Genomic DNA, 26,609 nt, shown 5'->3' with positions numbered 1-26,609 from the left:
TTCCGAACGACGATAGGCCCCCATCAGTGAATCCGCTGGCTTCACCGTCTTCATTGCGAACGACGATAGGCCACGGTAAGCGGCTCTGTCAGCGTAGCCGGCAGGTCCGTATCTTTTACAAAACCATCCAATTCAGCGGGCAAATCGGTCCATTCGGTTAATTCATGAGCAATCATATAATGGGCGAGGCGGCCGCGCATCTGTTTTGACGAGGTGCTGAGCTGCTTCCACACGCCCTGTTTTAATTCTAAAAACTCAACCGTCACTATATGCGGATGAGTCACTAATTTTGAATATTCCTTGGATGCCAAGTTCAAGAGCCAATCTTCCTTTTGAAAATAGGCCGTTACCTTGCCGGTCCAGCAATCATAAAGTGATTTGGCGTCTTTAAGGAGATCTTCAGCTACCGGCTCGGTTATCACGTTTTTGGCAAAAATCCGGTCTACCAAATCGAGCCGATAATCGGTAACCGGACTCTGCGGCGTTACTACGCCATACAAAGCGGATAAAATACATACATGGTCATTACCGAAGGCCTGTGCTTTTTCAGACAAATCCTGCCAAGCCAAATTTTTAAAGGCAAGGCCCGAATAGCTGAGTGCGGCAGCCCCTTCCGGCGCCGTTTCATAGTTTTGATAAAACTCGACCAAGTCAGCCGCCATATCTTCCTTAACTTTAAGAGCCTTCATGATGGCCTCCGCCGATAAAGTTTGCATATGGGCCACAATGGCTTCGGTTAAGGCTTTAGCAAAAACCGGTGCTGTAGCCTTGCCCTGCAAGGTTTTCGTTTTACTAGGAGACAGGAGTATTTTCATGCTTACTCATACCTGCCTCTTCATGCATAGCTTCGTCTTCGGCTACTAACTGCGCCTGCAAGTCTTTACTCCAAATCATCATTGGCAAGCCTACAACATACTTGGCTTTCATTTCCTTACACATATGAATTGCTTCATTCAAATATGGCGAACCTTCATCAATACCGTCAGTCAAAATCACAACATGGCGATTTTTTAAATCCATGCCGGAATATACCATATGTTCACCATTGTAGAAAATCTCTTCAATGAATAATTTATCGTGCATAAACTCGTCCATGCGGTGCAATATAATACGATCTAACAAGGCATTAGCCGGCGTCGAAACTGGTTCCGTAGTAGCCAGGCCTTCCGGCTGCAAACGAATAAATACAGTCTTTTGGTTATGACCTTTGCGGTACTCCAAAAGAGCCTGTTCCAAAGCGCCGTAGAACAAGAATTGTTCTGCCGGATCTAAGGTATCACTCAAAAACATATCTATAACGGAGCCTGATTCGGCCGTTTTCAACTGTGCTGACAACTGAACCGCTACATCTTCTACAACTTCTTCATAATCGGAATGTTTAACTTCTGCCATTACGCGATCCTCCTACATCAATACACTAAATCGAAACAGTCAAGCTTCTTTCTAATTCTAACCATATAATTATAGCATTTTTACCTAAAATATTCTATATCCCCCATGGACAATACCATATAATATGTTTTTCATTATATTTCGTCAAAAATCAAAAGGACTTCCGCAGAATTTGCGAAAGTCCTTAGTATAACCAATATTGACTGTTACATTGACGCGTCATGCATACACGCGGTCAATCTGCAGTAAACGATTAGGCTTCAAATATAAACGATTACGCTTCAAATAAGAGATAAATATTCATCCCCGTCACCACAAGCCCGATAAGCCACAACATAACCGCCGTAGACGGTTTGTTTTTGTATACCCCCATAACCTTGGCCGAACCGGTCAAGTAGAGCTGCAAGAAAATGGTAAACGGCAATTGCAAACTGAGGAACATTTGTGAAACGAGGAGTGCTTTAAACGAGTCTTGAATGAATAAAATGAGCACGAGCGCCGGAATATAAGTAAGTGCGAGCCCGATGCGACTGTGCAAATCCTTCATATCATAGGATTCACCAAACATCCCCGCAAAAATACTGGCTCCCGCCATACCGGCCGTAGCCGACGAAGCAAGCCCCGCAAAGAGTAAGGCGATGGCAAAAATAACCCCTGCCGACGGCCCGATTAACGGTACCAACAATTCCTGAGCCTGTTCTAACTCTTCTACCATTACGCCTTGCGCAAAGAACGTAGCGGCCGCCAGAATAATCATGGCGGAATTGATGGCCCAGCCAATCCCCATGGAAAGAATAGTATCCAAGAACTCATAACGCAAGCGTTTCTTCATAATTTCCGGATCTTTTTTATTGAACTCACGGCTCTGAATAATTTCCGAATGAAGAAATAAATTATGAGGCATAATAACGGCCCCTAAAATACTCAAGATAACGAGCATCGATTCATTCGGCAATGTCGGATTCACCCAACCGAGTCCTGATGCAGCCCAATCTACATCAACCATGGAAAGCTCTGCCAAATAGGCTAACGCAATGAGCGATACAAAGCCGGCAATAACTTTTTCAAGCTTACTGTACGAATTTGTCAACAGCATGACGGTACACACAATGGCCGTCAAAATAGATCCGATAAAAAGCGGAATGCCGAACAGCATTTTTAAAGCTATGGCCGCCCCGATAAACTCCGCCAACGCTGTGGCCGCCGCTGCCAGCCCTGCCGTACTCAGTAAAGTGCGCGACAACCAACGGGGCAATGTTTCATAGGCACATTCCGACAAACAACGACCGGTTACAATACCTAAATGGGCCACATTATGTTGCAACAAGATGAGCATAATCGTTGAAAGCGTAACAACCCATAACAAACTGTAACCGAATTGGGCCCCGGCCGCTAAGTTGGCCGCCCAGTTCCCCGGGTCGATAAACCCGACCGTTACGATAATCCCCGGTCCAATGTATCGGAAAACTTCCGAAACTCCCTGTTTGTGGACCGTATTTAGTTTTTCTTTAATACGTGACAACATACCCTTCACCATTTCCTATCTTTTATAATCCAACGACACCGATTCACATACACTCATAATTACGGCTTGGATTTCAGCAAGGGTCCCCTTCCTGTCACAGTCCAAACACTATTGTGCAGCAGATGCACTTTCAGCAGCACTATTTGGATTTACCGGTTTAGCATCGGCGTTGGCCTCGCCATTATTAGCCGCATCAGCTTGAGCTGCTCCCTGAACTACCGGGCCGGGCTGAGCCTGCGCGCCGGTCTCTTTATTACCGGATTTGCCTTGTTCCTTGGCAGCTTCTTTATCTGCTTTAGCCTGTGCTTTCGCGGCTGCTTTATCAGCTTTAGCCTGGGCCTTAGCCGCTTCTTTATCGGCTTTAGCCTGTGCCTTAGCTGCTGCTTTATCCTGTTTAGCCTGTTCTGCTTTTTCTTCCGCTTCTATGCGTGCACGATTTTCCTGAAATTTTTCACGCGATTTAGCCGCTTCTTCATCAGCCTGAGCAATCGCCTGTTTGCCTACTTTATCATATAAAGCATCCGGTGCTGCCACACCACTGCTCGAAATGACCACACCTACACGAGCCCTGGCATCACTGCGGCCGCGATTATCAAAACGAAGGCGCACATCGCCACCAGTTTGCACCTTGCTGCTGTCCACTTCAAAATGCTTCATTTTTTCCGCAATTTCTTCGCGGGTTAATGCCGGCTGTTGACCTTGCGAAATAGCATCTTCGCCGCGCTTACCTTCGCGAATTTCCTGATCCCGGTTATATTGCATCAAATCCTCACGGAATTCACTATACAAGCGAATGGCAATATTTTTATCCGTATCATTCATTGTCTCACGACGTTCCACAATATCCGCCACCAGTGGTGTCAATTCATAACGCGTATATACTTGCGTACCCAAATTTAAACCTTTAGTATCAGTAAGTGCCCCATGCTTTTCGAGCGTCATTAACGCCTGATACGCCCAATCCGACGGTTTCACATCGGCCAGGCGATTATCGGCCTGACTGATACCTACAGTACAAACGGTACATAAACCGGCTACTAATAAAGCTTTTTTCCAATTCATGGTCAATCTCCTTATTTTCTTAAATTCATCAATATTATACCATGTTTTTACGAACTTTGCTATCATTGAAAGTCATTATCAAAATTAATTAAAGTTATTCGCCTGTTTCCAAAAGCTTCGCCTGTTTCAAGCAAACATAGCCCTAACTTTTTCAAAAAAATCCTCCCATTTCAAGCAAATATGGTCCTAACAGCACTATACAAAATTCATTTCGGAATTTCATGAAAAACGGCTTTTTACCAACATACTAATGTTTAAGTAAAAAGCCGTTTTTATCTATTCAACTGTTATCCCTTACAATGTTTTAACTTACACGGCACTCAGAACAGCCGCTTTCATAGTTTTTACGTACTCCCCTAACGCTTCATCAGCCGCATCACCATGAGCTTCAATGATTTTTACAATAGCCGAGCCTACGATAGCCCCATCCGAAACGGCTGCCATAGCTTTCGCCTGTTCCGGTTCAGCAATGCCGAAGCCGATGGCCACCGGCACATCGGTATATTTTTTTATCGTTTGCACTAAGCCTGCGATATCGGTAGTAATTTCTTTGCGCACGCCCGTTACCCCTAAGGAAGATACGCAGTAAACAAAACCTTTCGCATCAGATGCAATGCGTTCGATACGCTGTTCTGAAGTTGGGGCGATTAAGGAAATCACGGTAACTCCCGCAGCAGCCGCCACATCTTCAATTTCACCTTTTTCTTCGTAAGGCATGTCCGGTACAATGATGCCGCGAATGTTAAGCGCTTGGCAGCGAGCAAAGAATTTTTCCGCGCCATATACATAAACCGGGTTCAAATAGGTCATGAACACCAACGGAATCGTAACAGTTTCACGGACTTTTTGAACCATGGCAAAAATGGCATCCGTAAGAGCACCGCTTTTTAGCGCTCTTTGTGAGGCGCGCTGAATGACTTCCCCTTCGGCCACCGGATCGGAGAAGGGAATGCCGATTTCCACTAAATCGGCGCCCGCATCAGCCATAACCTTAATATAACGGGCCGTGGCTTCCAAATTAGGGTCGCCGGCAGTCAAAAATCCGATAAATGCTTTGCCCTTGGCAAAAGCTTGTTCTATTGCATAACTGTCTTGTTGTACCTTATTCATTGATGTCATACCCCCTGTATCGCGCCATAGCCGCTACATCCTTATCACCGCGACCGGAAATACAAATAATAATCGATTCGTCACGACCCATTGTCGGTGCCACCTTCATAGCATGGGCTACGGCATGGGCACTTTCAATAGCCGGAATAATGCCTTCGGTGCGCGACAAATATTCAAAGGCCGTTACCGCTTCTTCATCGGTAATCGGAACGTAAGTAGCTCGACCCGTATCGTGTAAGTACGAATGTTCCGGTCCGATACCCGGATAATCAAGACCGGCAGAGATGGAGTATACCGGTGCAATTTGGCCGTATTCGTTTTGCACGAAATAGGAACGCATGCCGTGGAAAATCCCCGGTGTTCCTTTTGCCAACGTAGCCGCATGTTCTTTCGTTTCGATACCGAGGCCCGCTGCTTCACAACCGACCAACTGAACCCCTTCATCAGGGATGAAATGATAGAACATGCCGATAGCATTGCTGCCACCACCGACACAGGCGAGCACCATGCTTGGCAACTTGCCTTCAGCGTCCAAAATTTGTTCCCGCGCTTCTTTACTGATAATGCTTTGGAAATCGCGGACAATCATGGGGAACGGATGCGGACCTACGGCTGACCCCATGGCATAATAGGTATCATCCACCCGGCGAGTCCATTCACGAAGCGTTTCACTGACTGCGTCTTTTAAGGTCATAGTCCCTGACGTTACGGGATGTACCTTCGCACCTAATAATTCCATGCGATACACATTAAGGGCCTGACGTTCCGTGTCTTCTTTACCCATAAAAATTTCGCATACCATGCCGAGAAGCGCCGCTGCCGTAGCCGCCGCAACACCATGTTGACCGGCGCCGGTCTCAGCGATGATACGTTTTTTACCCATTCGTTTGGCCAACAAAACCTGTCCCAATACGTTGTTAATCTTATGGGAGCCGGTATGATTTAAATCTTCACGTTTCAAATAAATTTTGGCACCGCCCAAATCTTCCGACATATGCTTGGCATAGTACAAAATCGACGGACGACCCGTGTAATTCACCTGTAGTTCTTCCAATTCGGCCACGAAATCGGGGTCATTTTTATATTTCTCATACGCTGCTTCTACTTCAAGGACGGCGTTCATCAAAATCTCCGGAATATATTGCCCGCCATGCTCACCATAGCGGCCCTTGCGTTGTACTTCACTCACAAAACTCACCTCTCCAATCTTTCTCTTTTATTGTTTTACTATTTTCAAAAAGTCTTCTATTTTTCGTTCATCTTTAACGCCGTCAGTCTCTACACCACTGCTCACATCAACGCCATAAGGCTTGGCAATGCGCATCGCTCGAGCTACATTTGTAATATTTAAACCGCCGGCCAACATAAAGGGTTTCGTAAAATCTCTTAAAAGCGACCAGTCAAAGCTTTGACCGGATCCGCCCCGTTCGCCCTTTACAAACGTATCAAATAGAATCATATCGGCTGAACTGTCACGCCATCGCGCTACATCGGCGGCTGACTTCACCGGAACGACTTTCCAAATGGCCGCCTTCGTCAATTGACGTAACGCCTCAATGTCCTCTTCCGTTTCATCACCGGAAAGCTGAATTACATCAAGGGGCACGGCTATAGCCAGCTTCGCCATAACTTCTAATGATTCGTTAACAAAGATGCCTGCTTTTTTTACTGTCGGCACCAAATGGGCCGCCAAGGTTTTAGCCTCAATACAAGTCACCTGCCGTTTGCTGGGAGCAAATACGAAACCTATATACTCCGGTCTTAATTCATGGGGCAACGCATTGATTAAGGCAATATCTTCCGGCCGTTTCAAGCCGCAAATTTTTGCTTTCACCGGTGGTACTTTGCCGTAGAGTTCGGCAATCGCTGTTCCCTTATCGGCCACTCTCATAAAACGCTCCCCGATAAGGGCGGCGCCGATACCGTTTTCACGAAGAGCTTCTATATCAGCGGCCGTATTAAGACCGCTTTCCGATACAAATATAACCGAATCAGGCACCAGCTTTCTAAGCTTCAAACTGTGATTAATATCTACCGTAAAATCACGCAAATCACGATTATTTACGCCGATAACCCGTGCCCCTATATTAAGAGCTTTAGCTATCTCTTCTTCCGAATGGGCCTCAACCAAACAGGCCAAGCCTAAACTGTTTGCCAACCCATGAAAATTCTTTAATTCTTCTTCCGATAGAATCGCACAAATCAATAAAATGGCGGAGGCACCGATTACTTTGGCCTCATATATCTGATAGCTGTCGATAGTAAAATCTTTACGCAGCACCGGAATCTGTACTGCCTTGGCAATCTCTGTGAGGTATGTATCGGCCCCTTGGAAAAACTCCGGTTCCGTCAATACCGATATAGCGGCGGCACCGGCCTTTTCATAATCCTCGGCAATCGCCAAATAAGGGAAATCTTCCGCAATAACGCCTTTCGACGGCGATGCTTTTTTCACCTCGCAGATAAAATTCATCGAGCCCGCCCGAAGCGCTTTTTCAAAATCAAAGGGGAATTGTCCGCCCTGTCTTGTCAGTTCGGCTCGTGCTATCACCTCTGCTTTGGCCTTGATCAGCTCCAAAGGCACACTTTCTTTTAACTTGGCCACCCGCGCTTTAGTGGCTGCTACAATCGTATCAAGAATCATTAAGCCACCTCATTGGTAGCGGCGATTAAACCTTCCAACACCGCCAGAGCCTTGCCTTCATCGATAAGCCGCGCCGCCTTAGCGATACCTTCAGCTAAAGTAGTATCTTCTTCTGCCAAACGGAAACTCATGCCTGCATTAAGAAGAACCGCATTACGACGGGAGCCGTTTTCACCATTCAGTACGGAGCGGGTAATTTCCGCATTAACCGGACCGTCACCGCCTACGAGTTCAGCCGGTTTGGCATAGGCAAGACCGAATTCAGCAGGATCCAGCACATAGCTGGTTAACTTACCATCATTAATTTCGCAAACATAGGTCTTATCACAAGCGGTGATTTCATCGAGACCGTCAAAACCGTGAACTACGGCGCCTCGTTTAACCCCCAGATTAGCTAATACCTGAGCCATCGGTTCAACTAATTCCTTAGCGTATACGCCCATGAGCTGCATGGTCGCACCGGCAGGATTCGTCAAAGGTCCCAGAACATTAAACACGGTGCGAATTCCTAAAGCCTTGCGCACCGGCATGGCGTATTTCATGGAGCTATGATAGAGCGGGGCAAACATAAAGCACATGCCTACTTTATTAAGCACATCCTGATTGGCCGGTCCCGGTACATTTAAATTGACCCCTAAGGCTTCCAAGCAATCAGCAGCGCCACATTTACTGGATACACTGCGATTGCCGTGCTTAGCAACCGGAATACCGCCGGCAGCGATTACAAAGCCTGCAGTGGTGGAAATATTAAACGTATTCGCCTTATCACCACCGGTACCGACAATTTCAAATACATCCTTAGCGTGCTTTACGGGCATGGCTTTTTCACGCATGCCTTGAGCAAAACCGGTAATCTCATCGATGGTTTCCCCCTTAAGGCGAAGAGCCCCCAACAAAGCACCAATTTGAGCCTCATTAGCTTCACCGTTCATAATCTCACGCATGGCTCCCAAAGCCATATCGTAGGTCAAATCCTTACCATCTACCACTGTTTCAATCGCCGTTTTAATTATCATGATTAGCTCCTCTCGGGCCCTGCCCTCTCTTATTTGTCAATACTCTCAGTTCTCAATATTTCATCGTAATTTACTTATACACTCATGTTCAAAAAGTTCTTTAAAATCTCAATGCCATGGGGTGTTAAAATCGATTCCGGATGGAATTGAACGCCGTATAGTGGTTCTGATTTATGTTCCATGGCCATGATTTCGCCGTCCGCCGTTTCCGCCGTAACCACCAACTCTTCCGGTAAGCTTGCTCTATCTACCGCCAAAGAATGATAGCGAGCCGCTTCGAAGTGCTTTGGCAGACCTTCAAACAACTTGGAGTCTTTAATTATATTGACCTCACTGGACTTGCCGTGCATTACCGTTTTGGCAAAACCTACGGTGCCGCCAAAACTTTCCGCCAAGGCCTGATGACCGAGGCAAACTCCTAAAAGCGGGATTTTACCGGCCACGGCCGGAATCAAGGTTTCGTAAATGCCCGCTTCATTCGGCCGACCCGGTCCCGGTGATAATACAATGTGACTCGGGTTCAGTTCAAGCACTTCCGGTACCGTTAATTCATCGCTGCGAACCACTTTAATATCCGAATTCAAGGTTCCGATAAATTGATATAAATTAAAGGAAAAACTGTCATAATGATCAATCAACAATATCATAACCGGTCACCTCTACCCCTTTCTTAATCGCTTCGATTATAGCCTGCGCCTTGTTGCGCGTTTCTTCATATTCATTGGCCGGTACACTGTCCCGTACGATACCGGCGCCGGAACGAACCGCTACATAACCGCCTCTGGCCACCGCCATGCGAATGCCGATGCAAGTGTCCATATTGCCGGCAAAATCTAAATATCCGATAGCCCCCGCATACACGCCGCGCGGTGCTTTCTCAAGTGTTTGCAAAATCTCTACGGCCCGAATCTTCGGTGCCCCCGATAAGGTGCCGGCCGGTAAGGTAGCACTTAATGCATCCAATGCATCCTTATCTTTTTGAAGTGTTCCCGATACGGCGGAACAAATATGCATCACATGAGAGAATCGTTGAATTTCTCTAAGCGCTGTTACCTTCACACTACCGAATTCACAAACACGACCTAAATCATTACGGCCTAAATCGACCAACATATTATGTTCGGCCAATTCCTTTTCGTCATTTCTCAACCGCTCTTCATACGCCATATCTTCCGCTTTATTCTTACCTCGCGGCATCGTTCCGGCGATTGGGAAGGTTTCCACCTGACCATCACGAACCTTCACCAAAGTTTCCGGTGAGGCTCCGGTCAATTCCATATGCGGGCTGCTGAGATAAAACATATACGGCGATGGATTTGTAGTACGCAAGATACGATAAGCATTGAGTAAACTGCCTTTAAACCGTGCGCGACGTCCGATGGATAACACGCCTTGGAAAATATCCCCTTTTCTAATATGCTCCTGTAAGGTTTCAATCTTTGCCATGAATTCTTCTTTGGTAAACTCGTCTTCAAATTCCGTTAAGAGGTTACCGGCCGGTTCATTCACTTCTTCCCCTGTCGCCACCAATTTGGCTAAACTTTCCAGCTCCAGTTGAGCCTTGTTATAATTCGTTTCCAACTCATCGGTGCGAATATTGGTAATTAAAATAATCTTTTTCTTATAATGATCAAACACAATAACTTTATCAAACAACAAAAGCTCCACATCGTTGAAAATGAGTATATCGTAAGGACCGGTGGACATCAACTTCATCCGTTGTGCTTGAAACCCGTGATCCAAATGCGGTTCTTGGTAGGTCATGTATTCATAGCCGAAGTAACCTACAAGACCACCTGTAAAGGTGGGTAAAAAATCGAATTGCGGACTACGGTATTCTTTCATTACCCGGCGAATTTCTTCATTCGGCTTGGTCGTCCGATAGGTTTGTGTCGTAGCGCCCTTAATCGTCATCGTGCCGGCCTTACAGGTGATTTCAAGGAGAGGATTATAGCCTAGGAATGAATAGCGACCCCAGTTCTCTTTGTTATCCGCACTTTCCAATAAAAAGGCGGTTTTGCTTACACGTTTTAACGCTTTAAGCACACTCACTACGGTACGCGTATCCGAAAAGATTTCTTTGTATACGGGCACAATCGGATAATCTGCAGCGTATTTTTTTAATGTTTCCAATGGTAACTGATTCATAATGGCAGCTCCTTTTTCTCAATCATTTGGGCCAACGCTTATAACATTTAATACTTTCCATGCCAAGCTTTTTATGCTAACTCTCTTTTGGTAACAAAAAAGTCCTTGGCAAATATATGCCAAGGACGGGTAATTATACTCGCGGTACCACCTTGTTTGACGTTCTACATACAATAAAACGCCCCCTCATTCGCAGGGTACTAACATACCCCTCATTGCTAACGCCAATGTCGCGTCGCTGTATACTAAAGCTATTAACATAACTCTTTCCCAGCGCCCTCAACGGTCCATTTAATAAGCTGCGTTCTGTGAAAATCTCAGCTAACTCCACTCTCTGTAAGTGCACGTCTTATTTTTATCTCCGTCTCAACGGTTTATAGGTTCGCTATAAAGTTATATACGAGCCACCACCCCGGCGGCCGTTAAAATCAAATGTCTCTCACTCCATATTGCCCGGCAATCCCTATGCCGAACAAATCCTTCTCTCTGCTCCCTCAAGCTACCTTCGTGTTATCTCGTGATGTACAATTTTTATCAGTTTGTTCTTTTAACAAGAAACTCTGTCCACTTAGGTTGTATTTATAATATACACAATGACGTCAAATGTCAAGATTTTTTTTGTAAGGTTTTCATAAAATTTAAAACTAAGCTTTACCAATACCTTAATAACAAGCATTAATTGGGATTTAAAGCGTCATATATTTTTTTGAATTCTCACATCACAATCAATCTTGGTGGTATAATATACATATAGTGTATTTATTTTAGGATCCTTATATTTCGCAGTTTATTTTGGAGGGAAGTCCCATGGCCAACACCGACACCACAATTAATGCAGTTACCAATCCTGAACCGAATTACACAGCTATTAACATAGAAACAACCATTAAAAATCTGACACGCAATAACTTTGTTGTGCATTATTTTGAGACCGGCGCCGAAGCCACGGCTTACTTAAAAGAACGCATTCAAAATAAACGGGTTGGCTTGGGCGACTCCCGCACCTTACAAGCCCTTAAAGTCTATGAAGCCTTAGAGCCTACCAATAAGGAAATAACGGATATTCACCGCCCCTTAGAAGGGGAAAATTTCCGTCAGACAGCCCTTCGTACTATGCAGCGTGATGTTTTCCTTACGTCCGTAAATGCCTTGGCTCAAACAGGAGAACTCGTTAATATCGACGGCACCGGCAATCGCGTAGCCTGCTCCCTATTCGGTTCCGAAGAAGTATTCTTCGTCCTCGGCGTAAATAAGATTACCCCCGATTTGGCATCCGCCATTTATCGAGCTCGTAATGTAGCGGCACCTCGTAATGTTGTAAAAAACAAAAAACTCTCCAAGACTCCATGTGCCATTAAACAGGATCATTGTTATGATTGCGCCTCTCCGGATCGAATCTGCAACGCCCTTACCATTTACTACAAGAAAATGCGCAATATGGACATTATGGAGGTCATCATTGTCAACGAAGAACTTGGTTTCTAATAACTTGGCCGCTAAAACCAACACGCTTCGTCCTATAAGCCTGACTTGGCTTCTAATAACCAAACGAAAGCCCCACCCGTTGCCGGGTGGGGCTTTCTTCATAGGCACAAGCTATCAATCAAATGCCTGTATTAGTTTGTTTAGCTTATTATGCACCTACAAAACGGTTCAAAGCAGCTGTGCTTGTCATATGACGTTTAGTCATGCCAAGTTCAGCAGGGCTGATACCCAATGCTAAGCCGATTAACTGGCTCATATGGATAATAGGCATATCTTTGTCGCTAGGAACATATTGTTTAGCTTCTTTTTGGAACATATCAAGCTGCATCTGGCAAAGTGGGCAAGGTGTAACAACACAATCAGCGCCTTCTTTAGCAGCATCAGCATTGATGGAACCGGTCATCTGCATAACGGAATCATGTGCAGGGTATACAGCATGGAAACCACAGCAATCGAGTTTACGGGAGAAATCGATTGGTGTAGCGCCGATAGCTTTGATTACATCAGCCAAGCTGGTTGGAATCTGGAAGTCTTCAAAGCCGGTTTCTTCTTGCGGACGAAGAAGATGGCAACCATAGTATTCAGCAACACGAAGACCGCTTAAAGGTTTAACAACTTTAGCTTTAAGGTTGTTCAAACCATAGTCGCGAATCAATACCCATAAGAAATGAGTTACATCGCTGGTACCTTTATAACGTAAGCCTGCTTGGCCCAAAATGTTGTTTACGCGAGCGCGTTGAGTTTCATCGCGGTCGAGTTCATTTTTAGCTTCGCGAAGCATTAAAGTACAAGTGTTACAAACTGTCATTAACTGAACGCCTTGTGCTTCAGCTAAGGCAATGTTACGAGCATTGGTAGAAAGAATTGCCAATGGATCAACGTCCTGAACGTGGGACGCACCGCAGCAAGTCCAACCTTCCAATTCTTCGATTTGAATGCCTAATTTTTTAGCAACCGCAACAGTGGCGATAAAATCTTCTTTGGCTGCACCTTCAAGTACACAACCAGGGAAAAATGCGTATTTCATTATCTTTCTGCCTCCTCTGCTGCCTTAATAATGGTGCGCACATCCTTAATACCTTGAACAGGTTTGTGTGGAACTACGAGTTCAAGAGGATTAATCTTACCATGTGCCCAGAGACGCAATGCGTAGAGACCTTGTTTAGCGGAATCTACAAGACCGTCAGTTTTAAGACTCATCGTTACTTCGTTCAAGCGACCGGTCTGCATGAGGTCTTGTTTGAAGGCGATAGCATGGCGAGTACCTTTATTGGATAAGCCGGCTTTCGTAGCTACTGCACGAAGTTCGGAAATATCTTTTGCAGGTTTTAAGTGTTTTGGACAACGGGAGATACAGTTCATGCAATGAACGCATTTCCAAAGACCATGTTCAAAAGCAGGGTTTACGTGAGCCATAGGTGCAGCATCACGGGAATCCTGAACAAAGCGATTAGCTTTAGTGTAAACATATGGATCCAAGAAGTCTTCGCGATTAGCGGACAATTTGTTACATTCGGAAGCACAGCAACCGCAAAGGATACATTCTGTGTTAGTAACAAATTTTTTGAAATCTTCCGGAGTTTGGCGAGAGCCCATGTCGCGGTTGAATTCAGGTTTCATGAAAATCCATGGAGCAACTGTTTTAAGACGGTTAACTTTAGCTTCCCAGTCAACTGCCAAGTCGCGGATTACGTCGAAGTTACCGATTGGAGCGATTTCGATAGTGTCGCTGCCAAAACGTTCGGTAATGTCGTCGATTTTGCTTTCACAACCAAGCATAGCCTGACCATTAACTTTAATGGAGCAAGCACCACAAACAGCACTACGGCAAGCAGCGATGAATGTTAAGGTTGGATCGATAGTATCTTTAATTTTTTGAAGGCCCCAGAGAATTGTACGGTCCGGTTCATAATCAAAGGAATAGGTCTGTACATAGGAGCGACCTTCATTATAACGATGAATCTTATAAGTAATCTGTCTCATCTTAGTACGTCCTTTCTTTTGGTTCGAAGCGAGTAATTACAACTTCACTCTGACCTACTTCGTATTCGCCATCTTCTTTAAGTGTAATAACTGTGTGATTCAAGAAGTTAGCATCATCACGTTTTGCATAGTCTTCGCGAAGGTGACTACCGCGGCTTTCTTTACGACGCATAGCGCCCAAAGTAACAGCTTTAGCAATAGTTAAGAGGCTGCCTACTTCAACGTAGTTTACGAAAGCCATATTGAACGTACGGTTAGTATCGCCAACGTAGCAAGTTTTATATTCTTCAAGCAAACGATTCAAGATCGCCAATTCTTCTTCCATTTTCTTTTCTTCGCGGAAAATACCTACGTTGTTCCACATAGTAAGAGCCATTTCGTCACGAATTTCAGAAATAGGACGACCGGTTGTACGGCCGGTTACTTCACGGAAGCGTTGTTCCCAACCGTTAGCTGCTTCGTTAAGAGCTTTAGCAGCGTCTTTAGCTTGGTTTTCTTTAACGTAAGCTACAGCGCCTTCACCGGCTACTTTACCGAATACAACAGCGTCAGCCAAGGAGTTACCGCCAAGACGGTTAGCACCGTGAATGGATACGCAAGCAGCTTCGCCGGCTGCAAATAAACCAGGGACTACAGTACCGCAAGTTTTGAAATCTTTTACATCAATACCGCCCATGGAATAGTGACAAGTTGGACGAATTGGAATAGGTTGAACTAATGGATCGGCATGTTCGAATGTGATAGCGAGGTCGCGGATACCATGAAGTTTTTCAAGAATAACTTCTTTTGGTAAGTGACGAACGTCAGCTACTACATATGCGTCAAGACCGGTACCCCAGCCGCGACCTTCAGCGATTTCAGTTTCGATAGCTTTAGCTACAACGTCACGAGGTGCAAGTTCCATTTTGCTAGGAGCATAATCCTTCATGAAACGTTCCCCTTTGTTATTCAAGAGGTAACCACCTTCACCACGAACAGCTTCGGACATCAAGATACCGCTTTTACCGAGACCGGTTGGATGGAACTGAACCATTTCAGGGTCTTTCAAAGCACAACCTGCACGGAAACATGCGGCCATACCGTCACCTGTGGAAAGGTAAGGGTTGGAAGTACGAGTCCAATACATACGACCGGCACCACCGGTTGCAATTACTAATGCAGTAGTTGCGATTTTTTCAACACGGCCTTCTTTCATGTTCCAAGCAACAACGCCGCCTACGGAACCGTCGTCGGCTTTAACGATGTCTAATAAGTACCAATCTTGAAGGAAATGTACGTTTTCCTTTAAGCATTGTTCATACAACGTATGCAAAATTACATGACCGGTTTTATCGGCACTGTAGCATGTACGAGGGTATGCCTGGCCACCGAAGTTACGTTGTGCGATTTTATTTTCTTTAGTACGGGAGAATGGGGTACCGAAATAATCAAGTTCTTTGATTAATTCAGGACAACGGTTGATAAAGAATTCAACAGCATCCTGGTCGGCAAGATAGTCACTACCTTTAACGGTATCGAAGATGTGGTCTTCAATAGTGTCTTCTTTTGCCACATTGTTTAATACGCCATTAATACCGCCTTGAGCCATAGCCGTTGCAGAACGACTTGGGAAAATCTTGGTAATAAGTGCTACGCGCAAACCTTCTTGATGAGCTGCTTCTAAAGCTGCTCGTTGGCCGGCTCCGCCGCTACCTACTACTAGAACATCATACTGTTCCATAATAACCTCCTAAACTTGTACCTACTTCCTACAGACTTATCCGGCACGCCGTACCTGGGCATGCCTTTCCTATAGCTTGTTCTTTAATTATAGCGGTTTACAAAGCCTTTTGTCCAAAATCAAATACGCATACTTGAAAACAGCCCTCATAAATGATAATTTTTATCATTTGCTAAATCCCCCTATTTTTAGTGTGTATTTAAACCGACATTTATCATAAACTAATGTATTTTCTAGACAAACGCTAATATTATTCTGTTTATTTATATGGCCGGATAGAAAAACGGAATATCTAATCGAAAATCATTTTCACACATTTTTTTTGATTTTTTCAAGAACGTCCGAAAAACGTCCAATCTATGCATAAAACACAAAGGTACACAATTTAGTTATCATAAATTTAATGCCTTAACGTTATCCCTTCACAATGGGTTCATACCCTTACGCTATACTGACTTCAACTTAAGGCTATTATTATTATGCCTATGAAGTGTTATAATAAATTTAGACGTTCTTTAAATTGATTTATAGTTTTATTTTATAGTCTGTTACACCGACGGAGGTTGTGAAACAGGCTTATTTCTGTAAGACAGGAGTGATTGTATGAAAGTTTTACTTGTTGAAGACGAAGAAATGCTAAATAATATTATCGCCAAACGCTTGCGCGTTGAATCTATGACGGTTGACTGCTGCTTTGACGGCGAAACCGCTTTGGATCACATTAATACATCCAGCTACGACGTAGTCGTTATGGACGTAATGATTCCTAAAATGGACGGTTTTACCGTTGTGCAACACTTGCGCCAGGAAGGCAACAAAACGCCGGTATTGTTCTTAACCGCCAAAGATACTTTGCAAGATAAAGTAAAAGGCCTGAACCACGGTGGCGACGATTATCTCGTCAAACCTTTTGAATTTGAAGAGTTGATTGCTCGTATCTATGCCTTATCCCGCCGCAGCTACAATCATGCGCACAATGATTTGGAAGCCGGTCCTTTGACAATCAACAGCCAAAGCCGTACCGCTACCTTACACGGCCAGGAATTAGTACTTACCGCTAAAGAATTTGACTTATTATATTATTTAGCCAGCAATGTAAACATCGTATTATCCCGTCAACAGATTCTCGACCACGTATGGGAATACGACTACGAAAGTTATTCCAACTTAATAGATGTATATATTAAGGATTTACGTAAAAAATTGGATGTAGCCAACGAAGCCAAATTAATTCACACAGTTCGAGGTGTGGGCTATGTTTTCAAAGTGGAAGAATAAGCTAAGTTCCGGTGGTCGTTCGCTTAACCCTTTCAGCCGTTTACCGCTAACGCTTAAGATTACCGGCTGGTATTCTATATTTCTCTTATTAATGTTACTCATGCTCTCCGTGTTCATTCTGCAGTTCACGCAACTGTGGGAAGCCTCGGAAATGCGCAGTACCTTACAATCAAGGGTTATTAATACAGCCGACAATCTGACCCGGTTCCGTCCGTTCCAAGAAGGTGTTTTTACCGTTCTCTATACGGATAACGGCGTGGCTGTCAAAGGGGTCATTCCTGACGGTTTCCCACCGGAAAGTATGATTTCTCCCCATCACATCCAAGAAGTAACTGTCAAAAACACTACCTTCTATTATTATGACGCACCTGTAGCCGACCCGGCTTTCCACGGTTGGGTTCGCGGCGTAATGCCCGCTACCACAGCCAGTCGTGCGGCCAACATTATGTTGCTTTCTTTGATTCTCGGCGGGGTTATATTCCTCGTTATCGGCACCAGTGGCGGTTATTGGATTATCAAGCGTGGTCTCGGACCGATTCGTAATATGACCCAAACAGCCGCTGACATTGGTCAAAAACGCGACTTATCTCAACGTATCGAACAACTGGTAGACAGCCACGACGAAATTTCCGCACTGTCTAAAACATTCAATACAATGCTTGACAGTTTAGAAAGCTCTTCGCAGCGTGAAAAGCAGTTCAGTTCCGACGTATCCCATGAGCTTCGCACGCCGATAGCCGTTATTCAGGCAGAAAGCGATTACGGTCGTGCCTATATCGACAATATCGACGAAGCTAAAGAAAGCTTTGAACATATTTTCCAACAAAGTCGTTTCATGACCGCCATGGTTACCCAATTATTGGATATTGCCCGCTTGGACAATATGGACAGCATCAAGAAGGATCCGCTCAGCATCAGTCAAATGATGCAAGAAGTAGCCGACAGTTATCAACGAATTTGTAAAGAGAGAAATATTACCTTAACCGCAACCATCCAACCGGATTTATCCATGGTCGGCAATCTGCCGTTTTTAAAACGCGCGGTGGGCAACTTGATTGACAACGCTATAAAATTTACCAAAGATGCTATATCCATTCAGGTCGTAAAACTAAACAATACCATTCGTATTACCATTAAAGATAATGGCGAAGGTATTAATCAAGACGACCTCGATAAGATTTGGAATCGCATGTATCAAGTCGATCAGGCCCGTACCAAAAAAGCTAATCAAGGGTTGGGACTAGGTCTTTATTTTGTAAAAAATGTCATTAATTTGCATCAAGCCAAAGCCTATGCAATTAGTGAGCCTCATGTATCAACAAGTTTTATTTTAGAATTTCCTATCATGACCGATGAGGTCTTTAGAGAGGATACACCATGAAACCATTATTGCGACAGTTCACAGTAGAATCCAACGATGCAGAGCCGCCTCGACGAGCTTTACACCGTATAATACTGCTATTTGTTGCCGCTTTTGCAATCGGCGGTGGTATCTATGCAGTCCATGATTATATGGCACAACAGGAAGCGATGCGTGTCAGTGCAGCCCGCACCGAAATGATCAAAGCCCAGGCCAAAGCCAATAAATTGACCCTCTTGAGCGAAGATACCATTAAAGAGTTGACGGCCATTAATACCGGGGTGCCCCTGAATGAGCTGACATTTAAGGAAATTGCCTTAATCACCTTTGATGATCTGCCCTTTCCACCGGGACCGCCTATCGGCCAAGGAATGATGCCTAATGATAAAAATGCAGATTCTTCGACAAATAAGCCCATGAACGGACAAGCTGCCGATTCGTCTGATAGCCATGAGAACTTAAACTTGCCGGCTACAGCCGAAAACAGTAATGTGGCCTCATTGCCGCCTCTTCGTGTGCCGCCGCCAATAGCTGCAGCCGGGCCAAAACCGCCGCTGGAAAGCGAAAGAACGCTTATCAAACCGAATGAGAGTAATACCGATCGTGAGCATCCCCCAATTGACGAATTAGCCAAGGGCGTACAAATTAATGATTTCACGCGGACTCCGCCTAAAGAATTATTAAAGCATCCGTTGTATAAAATTACAGCCAAACGCTCCAGTTTGACCTATGATTTAATTATCGACGGGGTTAATGGACATATTATAAAATCTATTTTCCACTAAGATTCTAGGATAATTTAAAGTCACATAGTACATGTGTTTTACTACTAATTATCACTATTAATTTTAATCTGAAAATTTTATCAAAAAAAGTCATTAAAACTCAAAAACGTTCATTTTGCGTTCATTTTGATGACGTATAGTTATATCATCAAATGAATGGTAATTTCGATACCCCATTCGAATTACCTCCATCATTGATTACAGGGAACTATATTGATACTGAACCCTCCCTGTTCAGCCAATATAGGTGATCAAGATTTCATTTGATTAACACTAACACTCCCCTTACAAGAAAAACAGGAATCCCTCCCCGGATTCCTGTTTTTCTTTATTTTCAAATATTTATACACTACTATTAGCCCTTATTGACAAAGTCTTTACAGGCCATTATTTGCAGAGGGGCTTCATATATAGTAAAATGTTACTATTAAATTTATAAATTTCTATATAATGTAGTTTTTATAAATTTTAATTCAGTTGTACCCAAGCTTCAAGGAGGTTCACCATGGCTCTAATCAACGAAAATTATGCCAACCTACAAAGTTCCTATTTATTTGCTAACATTGCTCGCAAAGTGGCAGAATTTCAGAAAAATAATCCGGATGCCGACATCATTCGCTTAGGCATCGGGGATGTAACACGACCATTAGCACCTGCCGTGATTGAAGCCATGCATAAAGCAGTTGACGAAATGGGTCAAGCCGAAACGTTTCGCGGTTACGGCCCGGAACAAGGTTACGAATTCTTACGTCAAGCCGTTGTCGATCACGATTATAAACCACTCGGAATCAACCTCGATATTGACGAAGTCTTTATCTCCGACGGAGCCAAATCCGACGTGGGCAACATCCAGGAGCTCTTCAGTGCCAACAACGTAGTTGCCATTACCGACCCGGTGTATCCGGTGTATCTCGACAGCAATGTCATGGGCGGACGTTCCGGTCAGTTCAAAGACGGCCGTTTTGAAAACATCGTCTACTTACCAACCAATGCGGAAAATAACTTTTCGCCGGAATTTCCGAATCAACATGTAGACATTGTCTACCTCTGCTGCCCGAATAACCCGACCGGTACCGTTTTGAGCCGCAAACGCCTTAAAGAATGGGTTGACTGGTGTAAAGCCAATGATACGGTGCTCATGTTTGACTCCGCCTACGAAGCCTTCATCAGCAGTGAAGACACAGTTCACAGCATTTACGAAATCGAAGGGGCTCGCGAAGTAGCCATTGAATTCCGTTCCTTCTCCAAAACAGCCGGCTTCACCGGCACACGCTGTGCCTATACAGTGGTTCCGAAGGAATTAACGGTCAATACGGCAGACGGTCAAAAACAGGCCTTAAACCCTATGTGGAATCGTCGACAATGCACTAAATTCAACGGTGTTCCTTATATTATTCAACGTGCCGCCGAAGCCGTTTATTCTGAAGCAGGCCATCGTCAAACACGTGAAGCCATTGCGTACTACAAAGAAAATGCCCGCATCATCCGCGAAGGCCTTACTGCCATCGGACTCACCGTATTCGGCGGTGTTGATGCGCCTTACATTTGGCTTAAAGTTCCGGCCGGCATGACAAGCTGGGAGTTTTTCGACCTTTTATTGGGAAAAGTACATATCGTAAGCACCCCGGGTGCCGGTTTCGGCCCTTGCGGCGAAGGATACTTACGTCTCACCTCCTTCGGCAGTCGTGAAAACACATTGCGTGCCATTGAGCGAATTAAAACATTACAATTTTAAGCGAGGTATACATGTTTACAGTAGTAAAAAAACTAGAAATCAGCGCCTCTCATCAGCTGAAGTTGACCTACCCAAGTAAGTGTCAAAACCTACACGGTCATAACTGGATTGTGCACATTCACGCACGCGCCGCCGAGCTTGATGAGAACGGTATGGTCATTGACTTCGGTCATATCAAAGAAGCGATTCACGGCCAACTTGATCACAAACACGTGAACGATGTTATGGGCGACATCAATCCGACTGCCGAAAATATGGCGAAATGGATTGCCGATCAGTTGGGCGAAAAATGCTTCAAAGTTGTTGTTCAGGAATCGGAAGGGAATGTGGCGATTTATGAACGTGATTGAGCGTTTCAGCTCCATCGAAGGTGAAGGTACCCGCCAAGGGTCCCTTTGCTCCTTTCTAAGACTCTACGACTGCAACTTACGTTGTGTCTATTGCGACACAACGTACAGCTACGGCGACGAAGTAGACTATGAAGTACAATCCGTGGAAGACGTAGCGGATGCGTTGCGCCAAATGGGGAATCGCTACATTACCATTACCGGCGGCGAACCCTTGTTGCAAGCCGACGAAGTAGAACAGCTCATCGATGTATTGAGCCGTGAAACAACGCCGTTTGGTCCCTATGAGTTCAACATCGAAACGAACGGCAGCATTATTGCTCCCTTCCAGCGAGATAATGTATTCTATACTTACGATTACAAATGTCCCGATTCGAGTGCCGAAGAGTCCATGCACCCTAAATTATGTGAAGCCATGACGGATAAAGATGTATTGAAATTCGTAGTCAGCTCCTACGGCGATTTACAGCGCATGAAAGAAATCGTGCTCACTAAAAAGCCGAAAGGACATATCTTCGTATCCCCCGTTTTTGGCAAAATCGACCCGCAAGAAATCGTAGCGTATTTACTGAAAAATAATCTGCAGCAGATTCGCTTGCAATTACAAATCCACAAATTCATTTGGGATCCCGATGCTAAAGGCGTCTAAAAACTAAAAACACCAGACGGCAATAGCTTAATTGCTAAGCAATTTAATCCTAAAAGAATTAATAAAATTTACAACTATTATTTACAAAATCTTGACAAGTGCCTTCTACTAATGATATGATATTTTAGTAATTAGATATGGAGGATTACTCAAGAGGCTGAAGAGGACGGTTTGCTAAATCGTTAGGGCGGGTTACCGTCGCTAGGGTTCGAATCCCTAATCCTCCGCCAGTTAGATTACACCCCTACAAACCTAGGTTTGTAGGGCTTTTTTATTTAAAACAATCATAGTAAAAACTTTAGTCAAAGAGCTAAATATGATATACTAATAAAAGGAATTTTCCACTTACAGTTTACGGGCCTTTAAGGATAACGACTGTGCAGTTTTTTGCTGCCATCGTTATACTTTTTTTCATATAAGGAGCTATTATGTATCTCATCGTCGATAATCATGATTCATTTACCTATAACCTGGCCAACTTGGTGGCCGAAACGGGACGCCAAGTCGAGGTGCGCCCCTGCGACACCATTACGGTGGATGAAATTACTTCTATGAAACCTACCGGCATCATCATCTCGCCCGGCCCCAAGGGGCCTGCCGATGCCAAAGAATCCTTGGATATTGTACGTGAATTTAAAAATACGATGCCTATTCTCGGCGTCTGCTTGGGCATGCAAATCCTGGCTCATAACGCCGGGGCTTCCGTGGTACGCGGCGAAAAGCCGATGCACGGCAAAATTACGGCCATTCATCATGAAGGAACCGGCTTATTCAAAGGTCTGCCCACAACATTTGACGTGACCCGCTATCATTCGCTGGTTGTCCAAAAAAGCACCTTGCCGCCCGTTTATCACGTAGATGCCATCAGCGACGATGGGGCCGTTATGGCCATGTCACACCAACTATTACCGCTCTTCGGACTGCAGTTTCACCCGGAAGCCTTATTGTCAGAATATGGCTCTGAATTAATCCAAGCCTTTTGCCGTCGTGCCGAAGAAGGAGGTCACCCCCATGCCTGAAGCCATGATAAAAAACGTCACTAAAACAATGACGGAATCTATTGGCGACACCATGATTGAAACAGAGGCTGAAGCCTGTATTTGCCGTTCAACTTTGCCCTATAGCGCCGGTGATATTTTCACCCTCTTTGCCGACGAAAAGAACGCCGCCTTTCTCGACTCATCCTTAGAAAACAACCTCGGTCAATATTCCATCATCGGTCTCGTACCTTATCACGAGGTAAAAGTTGAAAACGGGTGCCTTTATGTGGACGGCAAAGCCCATCCGGGAAGCGCCGAAGACTATCTCAAGACCTACTTGCAAAATCATTACCGTAAAAACGATACCGACCTACCTTTGACAGACGGTGCCATCGGCTATGTTACCTATGATTACGGCATGAAAGAAATGGGACTTACCTCGCAACACGAAACGAAGGTCACCATGGCCGATATGAAATGGGGCTTTTACGACTTTTTTATCATAGAAGATTTAAAAGATCACTCCCTTTGGTTCATCGCTAACGGTCATACCGAACCGGCTCCCGTTCTTTTGAAAAAGATGGAGGATCTTATCGCCGCGAAGATGGCTAACTTCAAGTCACAATCACTGGCAGAAACTTATCCCCTAGCAATTCATCCGGACAGCACATCGGATGAATATGCTCAGGCCCTTCATAAATTGATGGACTACCTTATAGCCGGTGACGTTTATGTTACCAATTTTACCGGTACGTTGACCATCGATTGTCAGTGCCCGCCGTACACCTTCTTTAGCCGGCTGCGCCGAGATAATCCGTCGCCTTTCGGAGCCTACCTGCAATACGACTCCTATCAGATAATCAGTGCTTCCATGGAACGATTGCTTCGCATCAACGGCAAAAAAATTGAAACCCGTCCGATCAAAGGAACTCGCCGACGCGGCAAAACAGCCGAGGAAGATGCGGCGCTTCGTAAAGAACTGGCCGAATCGCAAAAAGACCAAAGCGAACTCTTGATGATTGTGGATCTGGAGCGAAATGACCTCAATAAAATCTGTGAGCCCGGCAGTGTTATCGTACCCGACCTCTTTGCGGTAGAAGAGTATGCCACAGTCTTCCATTTAATCGCCAACGTGATTGGCACGCTCAAACCGAATCAGACCGCCATCGATGCCCTCTCGGCACTTTTCCCAGGTGGCTCCATTACAGGCGCGCCAAAAAGACGGGCCATGGAAATCATCGACGAACTGGAATCGAGCCGTCGCCAACTCTACACCGGCACCATCGGTTACTTATCCCTCGACGGCAACTGCGACCTCAACATCGTCATCCGCACGGCCGTCCACCAAGGCGATTCGTACTATATCGGTGTCGGTGGCGGTATTACCGCCGAATCGGAACGTGGCTTTGAATATGAAGAAATCTGGCAAAAGGCAAAGGCCTTACTCAGTGCCTTGAAAGGAGAAACTTTTGATTATGAACCTTACCTTTGATGACGGCTATCAGTTTGGCCTTGGTGCCTTCGAAACCATAGCCCTCGTAAACAATCAGCCAATTTGGTTAGAAGCCCACGAAGCGCGCCTACGCCGCACACTCGACTGGCTTGGCATCACCCTACCTGACGATTGGCAACAGCAGCTTCAAATTTATTTAAACAAAAATGGTGACGGCATGGGCGTTGTTAAAATCATGGTGTCAGCTAACAATCTAAGCTTCACAGTAAGAGCTAACCCCTATGAGAATTTACCGTCTCGTCCGGGTTTTGTCCTCGCCATGTCCGACATTCGCCGTAACGAATCATCCCCTTTTGTCTACCACAAAACCTTTAATTACGGTGAATCCATCTTAGCCAAGCGACAAGCTGCTAAGGCAGGCATCGACGAGCCGATTTTCTGTAACAGTCGCGGCGAACTTACGGAAGGATCCGTAAGCAATCTCTTTTTTATAAAAAACGACCGACTTTATACACCACCCATCGAGGCCGGCCTCTTGCCGGGCATCGTCCGGGCCTACCTTTGTCAGCGCTATGAAGTAGTTGAAAAGACCATCATTCCTCATGAAATCGGCTCCTTCGATGAGTGTTTTATTACCAATTCCCTCATGGGCATCATGCCGGTACGTCAGTTTGGGACTCACGAATTCCCGGCCTCAGCACAGACAATGACGGGAACCTTATACCAAAATTATCTGCAAGATAGATTGCGAACTTTTCCTAACTACAATTAAATTTAACTCAATTAAATTAAACACCCCTGCAAACCTAAATCTGCAGGGGTGTTTAGTTTCTCGCCTATTTTTTATTAATTTGTAAGCTACTCGACGTTACAAAATTCTTAATTTTAAATTCTTTTCGCGCCTGCTCGGCAACCCTTGCCAATACATAATATAAAAAGTAAGGATCATACTCATTAAAAAAGTCTAGCCACTTATCCCTTTCTACAATATCCTCAATACTACCGATAGAAAGGAGCATAACATTACTGCGCATCTCGCCATGAGGAATCCGAATCAACGTCGTCAGCGTCTTGGCGCCCTCCTTATTTTTTAAAATTACATCAATAGAAATATCCTTAAAGCCCAATACATAACTTTCTTCCTGTGTCTTGGACTCATAGGTATCTCCAATCTCTATTTCATAGGGAACGTAGATTAAAATATCCTCGAGCCTGGTTATATCCAAAATCTGCATAACCCGTTCCAATGATTCCATATTAATATCTCGGAACTTATTGCTTACCAAGTTTTCAATAAAAGTTTTGGGGAAACCATTGTCCAAAGCAAATGACGTCTTTTTCAGATTCCGCTCTTTTAAAATTTTGCTTAGCTTGCATATAAACATTTATTAATCTCCCTATCTCCAAAAATCTATTTCAAATTACTTTTTATGTAAAATCAATTCTAAATCGACAATTAACATAAAGTATGTTATAATCCAATTATAGCCGAAATGATTATAGAAAGGCTATTATAACTAGTTACATTTTAAAGGATTTTCTAATTTTAAGAAAGAAGGAGATGATATTAGAGCAAACGTATTTAAAAGAATGTCAGTAATACATGAGGGATTTTTTTAAAAAGGAGGTCTCATATATACAATTGACTGCACTAAGAAAAAGAAAAAACCGTCTAGTATTGGCGTACTAAACGGCTAAAAACAAAGTTTTTAATTGAATTAACTACCTTTATTCTAACATACTATAGGTTTTTATAAAAGAGGCGTCTTAATGTTCATATCAATTGCCCAGATATAAACAAATAGGCGCCTTTAAACCTATCAAGAAAAAGTCTTAGCTACTACGAACAATGTTAATATGTGTTCTTTATATTCAAATCATGGGCTTATAGGACAAAAAGTGTGTGTGGCTTTTTTAAATTAATCCCAATAAATTGG

General features: G+C 44.4%; 24 protein-coding genes and 1 tRNA gene. 11 read left to right on the top strand and 14 right to left on the bottom strand.

What is annotated here, in order from left to right; all coding sequences use genetic code 11:
* Nucleotides 1-50: 50 nt before the first annotated feature.
* The 10 genes from MXE28_RS03380 to MXE28_RS03335 all read right to left on the bottom strand — a co-directional run bounded on the left by MXE28_RS03380 (nt 51) and on the right by MXE28_RS03335 (nt 10,897).
* On the bottom strand, nt 51-815 hold the full coding sequence (locus MXE28_RS03380; protein ID WP_021842324.1) for a YaaA family protein: 765 nt from the start codon (nt 813-815) through the stop codon (nt 51-53).
* Nucleotides 793-1,392, bottom strand: a complete 600-nt coding sequence (locus tag MXE28_RS03375; protein ID WP_021842325.1) for a hypothetical protein — start codon at nt 1,390-1,392, stop codon at nt 793-795. Before MXE28_RS03375 ends, MXE28_RS03380 begins: the two co-directional genes overlap by 23 nt.
* 274 nt (nt 1,393-1,666) lie before the next feature.
* Nucleotides 1,667-2,917, bottom strand: coding sequence for an Nramp family divalent metal transporter (locus MXE28_RS03370; RefSeq protein WP_021842134.1), 1,251 nt, complete (start codon nt 2,915-2,917; stop codon nt 1,667-1,669).
* A 108-nt stretch (nt 2,918-3,025) separates the two neighbouring features.
* The gene (locus MXE28_RS03365; protein ID WP_226974635.1) at nt 3,026-3,979 is read right to left on the bottom strand and encodes a hypothetical protein; all 954 of its coding nucleotides are present in this window, start codon (nt 3,977-3,979) and stop codon (nt 3,026-3,028) included.
* Nucleotides 3,980-4,288: 309 nt separating this feature from the next.
* Complete coding sequence (gene trpA / locus MXE28_RS03360; protein ID WP_226974634.1) at nt 4,289-5,089, bottom strand: tryptophan synthase subunit alpha; 801 nt, start codon at nt 5,087-5,089, stop codon at nt 4,289-4,291.
* A complete protein-coding gene (gene trpB, locus MXE28_RS03355; protein ID WP_226974633.1) occupies nt 5,082-6,278 on the bottom strand; it encodes a tryptophan synthase subunit beta in 1,197 nt (398 codons plus the stop codon). The genes trpA and trpB overlap by 8 nt, the downstream gene beginning before the upstream one ends.
* A gap of 27 nt (nt 6,279-6,305) precedes the next feature.
* A complete protein-coding gene (gene trpCF, locus MXE28_RS03350; protein ID WP_226974632.1) occupies nt 6,306-7,733 on the bottom strand; it encodes a bifunctional indole-3-glycerol-phosphate synthase TrpC/phosphoribosylanthranilate isomerase TrpF in 1,428 nt (475 codons plus the stop codon).
* Nucleotides 7,733-8,746, bottom strand: a complete 1,014-nt coding sequence (trpD, locus tag MXE28_RS03345; RefSeq protein ID WP_226974636.1) for an anthranilate phosphoribosyltransferase — start codon at nt 8,744-8,746, stop codon at nt 7,733-7,735. Before trpD ends, trpCF begins: the two co-directional genes overlap by 1 nt.
* Before the next feature lie 77 nt (nt 8,747-8,823).
* Nucleotides 8,824-9,396, bottom strand: coding sequence for an aminodeoxychorismate/anthranilate synthase component II (locus MXE28_RS03340; RefSeq protein ID WP_226974631.1), 573 nt, complete (start codon nt 9,394-9,396; stop codon nt 8,824-8,826).
* The gene (locus MXE28_RS03335; protein ID WP_226974630.1) at nt 9,380-10,897 is read right to left on the bottom strand and encodes an anthranilate synthase component I family protein; all 1,518 of its coding nucleotides are present in this window, start codon (nt 10,895-10,897) and stop codon (nt 9,380-9,382) included. Before MXE28_RS03335 ends, MXE28_RS03340 begins: the two co-directional genes overlap by 17 nt.
* An 807-nt stretch (nt 10,898-11,704) precedes the next feature.
* Here MXE28_RS03335 and MXE28_RS03330 point away from each other — a divergent pair.
* A complete protein-coding gene (locus tag MXE28_RS03330) occupies nt 11,705-12,382 on the top strand; it encodes a lactate utilization protein (protein ID WP_021842282.1) in 678 nt (225 codons plus the stop codon).
* Nucleotides 12,383-12,530: 148 nt separating this feature from the next.
* Here MXE28_RS03330 and MXE28_RS03325 read toward each other — a convergent pair whose 3' ends face one another.
* Genes MXE28_RS03325 through MXE28_RS03315 form a run of 3 tightly spaced genes read right to left on the bottom strand, consistent with a single transcriptional unit; the run spans nt 12,531 to nt 16,085 of the window.
* Nucleotides 12,531-13,409, bottom strand: a complete 879-nt coding sequence (locus MXE28_RS03325) for a CoB--CoM heterodisulfide reductase iron-sulfur subunit B family protein (RefSeq protein WP_021842281.1) — start codon at nt 13,407-13,409, stop codon at nt 12,531-12,533.
* Nucleotides 13,409-14,365 carry a succinate dehydrogenase/fumarate reductase iron-sulfur subunit gene (locus tag MXE28_RS03320; protein WP_021842280.1) on the bottom strand — a complete coding sequence of 319 codons (957 nt, stop codon included), beginning with the start codon at nt 14,363-14,365 and terminating at the stop codon, nt 13,409-13,411. The genes MXE28_RS03325 and MXE28_RS03320 overlap by 1 nt, the downstream gene beginning before the upstream one ends.
* A gap of 1 nt (nt 14,366) precedes the next feature.
* A complete protein-coding gene (locus MXE28_RS03315; RefSeq protein WP_021842279.1) occupies nt 14,367-16,085 on the bottom strand; it encodes an FAD-binding protein in 1,719 nt (572 codons plus the stop codon).
* A 603-nt stretch (nt 16,086-16,688) separates the two neighbouring features.
* On the opposite strand from MXE28_RS03315, the gene MXE28_RS03310 reads away from it, so the two are divergent.
* The 10 genes from MXE28_RS03310 to MXE28_RS03265 all read left to right on the top strand — a co-directional run bounded on the left by MXE28_RS03310 (nt 16,689) and on the right by MXE28_RS03265 (nt 25,444).
* Complete coding sequence (locus MXE28_RS03310; RefSeq protein ID WP_006555394.1) at nt 16,689-17,363, top strand: response regulator transcription factor; 675 nt, start codon at nt 16,689-16,691, stop codon at nt 17,361-17,363.
* On the top strand, nt 17,341-18,744 hold the full coding sequence (locus tag MXE28_RS03305) for a HAMP domain-containing sensor histidine kinase (RefSeq protein WP_247239813.1): 1,404 nt from the start codon (nt 17,341-17,343) through the stop codon (nt 18,742-18,744). The genes MXE28_RS03310 and MXE28_RS03305 overlap by 23 nt, the downstream gene beginning before the upstream one ends.
* Entirely contained in the window at nt 18,741-19,508 is a 768-nt protein-coding gene (locus MXE28_RS03300) for a hypothetical protein (RefSeq protein WP_021842277.1), read from the top strand. Before MXE28_RS03305 ends, MXE28_RS03300 begins: the two co-directional genes overlap by 4 nt.
* 505 nt (nt 19,509-20,013) lie before the next feature.
* A complete protein-coding gene (locus tag MXE28_RS03295; protein WP_226974453.1) occupies nt 20,014-21,243 on the top strand; it encodes an LL-diaminopimelate aminotransferase in 1,230 nt (409 codons plus the stop codon).
* 11 nt (nt 21,244-21,254) lie between these two features.
* Complete coding sequence (queD, locus tag MXE28_RS03290; RefSeq protein ID WP_021842275.1) at nt 21,255-21,593, top strand: 6-carboxytetrahydropterin synthase QueD; 339 nt, start codon at nt 21,255-21,257, stop codon at nt 21,591-21,593.
* Nucleotides 21,580-22,239: a radical SAM protein gene (locus MXE28_RS03285; protein ID WP_226974452.1), complete on the top strand. Its 660-nt coding sequence runs from the start codon at nt 21,580-21,582 to the stop codon at nt 22,237-22,239. The genes queD and MXE28_RS03285 overlap by 14 nt, the downstream gene beginning before the upstream one ends.
* 139 nt (nt 22,240-22,378) lie before the next feature.
* A tRNA-Ser gene (locus MXE28_RS03280) sits at nt 22,379-22,469 on the top strand.
* 198 nt (nt 22,470-22,667) lie between these two features.
* The gene (locus MXE28_RS03275; RefSeq protein WP_021842273.1) at nt 22,668-23,258 is read left to right on the top strand and encodes an aminodeoxychorismate/anthranilate synthase component II; all 591 of its coding nucleotides are present in this window, start codon (nt 22,668-22,670) and stop codon (nt 23,256-23,258) included.
* Entirely contained in the window at nt 23,251-24,711 is a 1,461-nt protein-coding gene (gene pabB / locus MXE28_RS03270; RefSeq protein ID WP_247239812.1) for an aminodeoxychorismate synthase component I, read from the top strand. The genes MXE28_RS03275 and pabB overlap by 8 nt, the downstream gene beginning before the upstream one ends.
* Nucleotides 24,695-25,444, top strand: coding sequence for an aminotransferase class IV (locus tag MXE28_RS03265; protein WP_226974451.1), 750 nt, complete (start codon nt 24,695-24,697; stop codon nt 25,442-25,444). Before pabB ends, MXE28_RS03265 begins: the two co-directional genes overlap by 17 nt.
* A gap of 64 nt (nt 25,445-25,508) precedes the next feature.
* Here the strand turns inward: MXE28_RS03265 and MXE28_RS03260 are convergent, their stop codons facing one another.
* Nucleotides 25,509-26,057, bottom strand: coding sequence for a helix-turn-helix transcriptional regulator (locus MXE28_RS03260; RefSeq protein WP_021842270.1), 549 nt, complete (start codon nt 26,055-26,057; stop codon nt 25,509-25,511).
* Nucleotides 26,058-26,609 lie beyond the last annotated feature (552 nt).

Origin of the sequence: Veillonella sp. KGMB01456 (assembly GCF_023051165.1) — a bacterium.
Taxonomy (GTDB): domain Bacteria; phylum Bacillota; class Negativicutes; order Veillonellales; family Veillonellaceae; genus Veillonella_A.
Note: the sequence above shows the minus strand (reverse complement) of the source record. Positions and strands in the feature narration are given on the sequence as shown.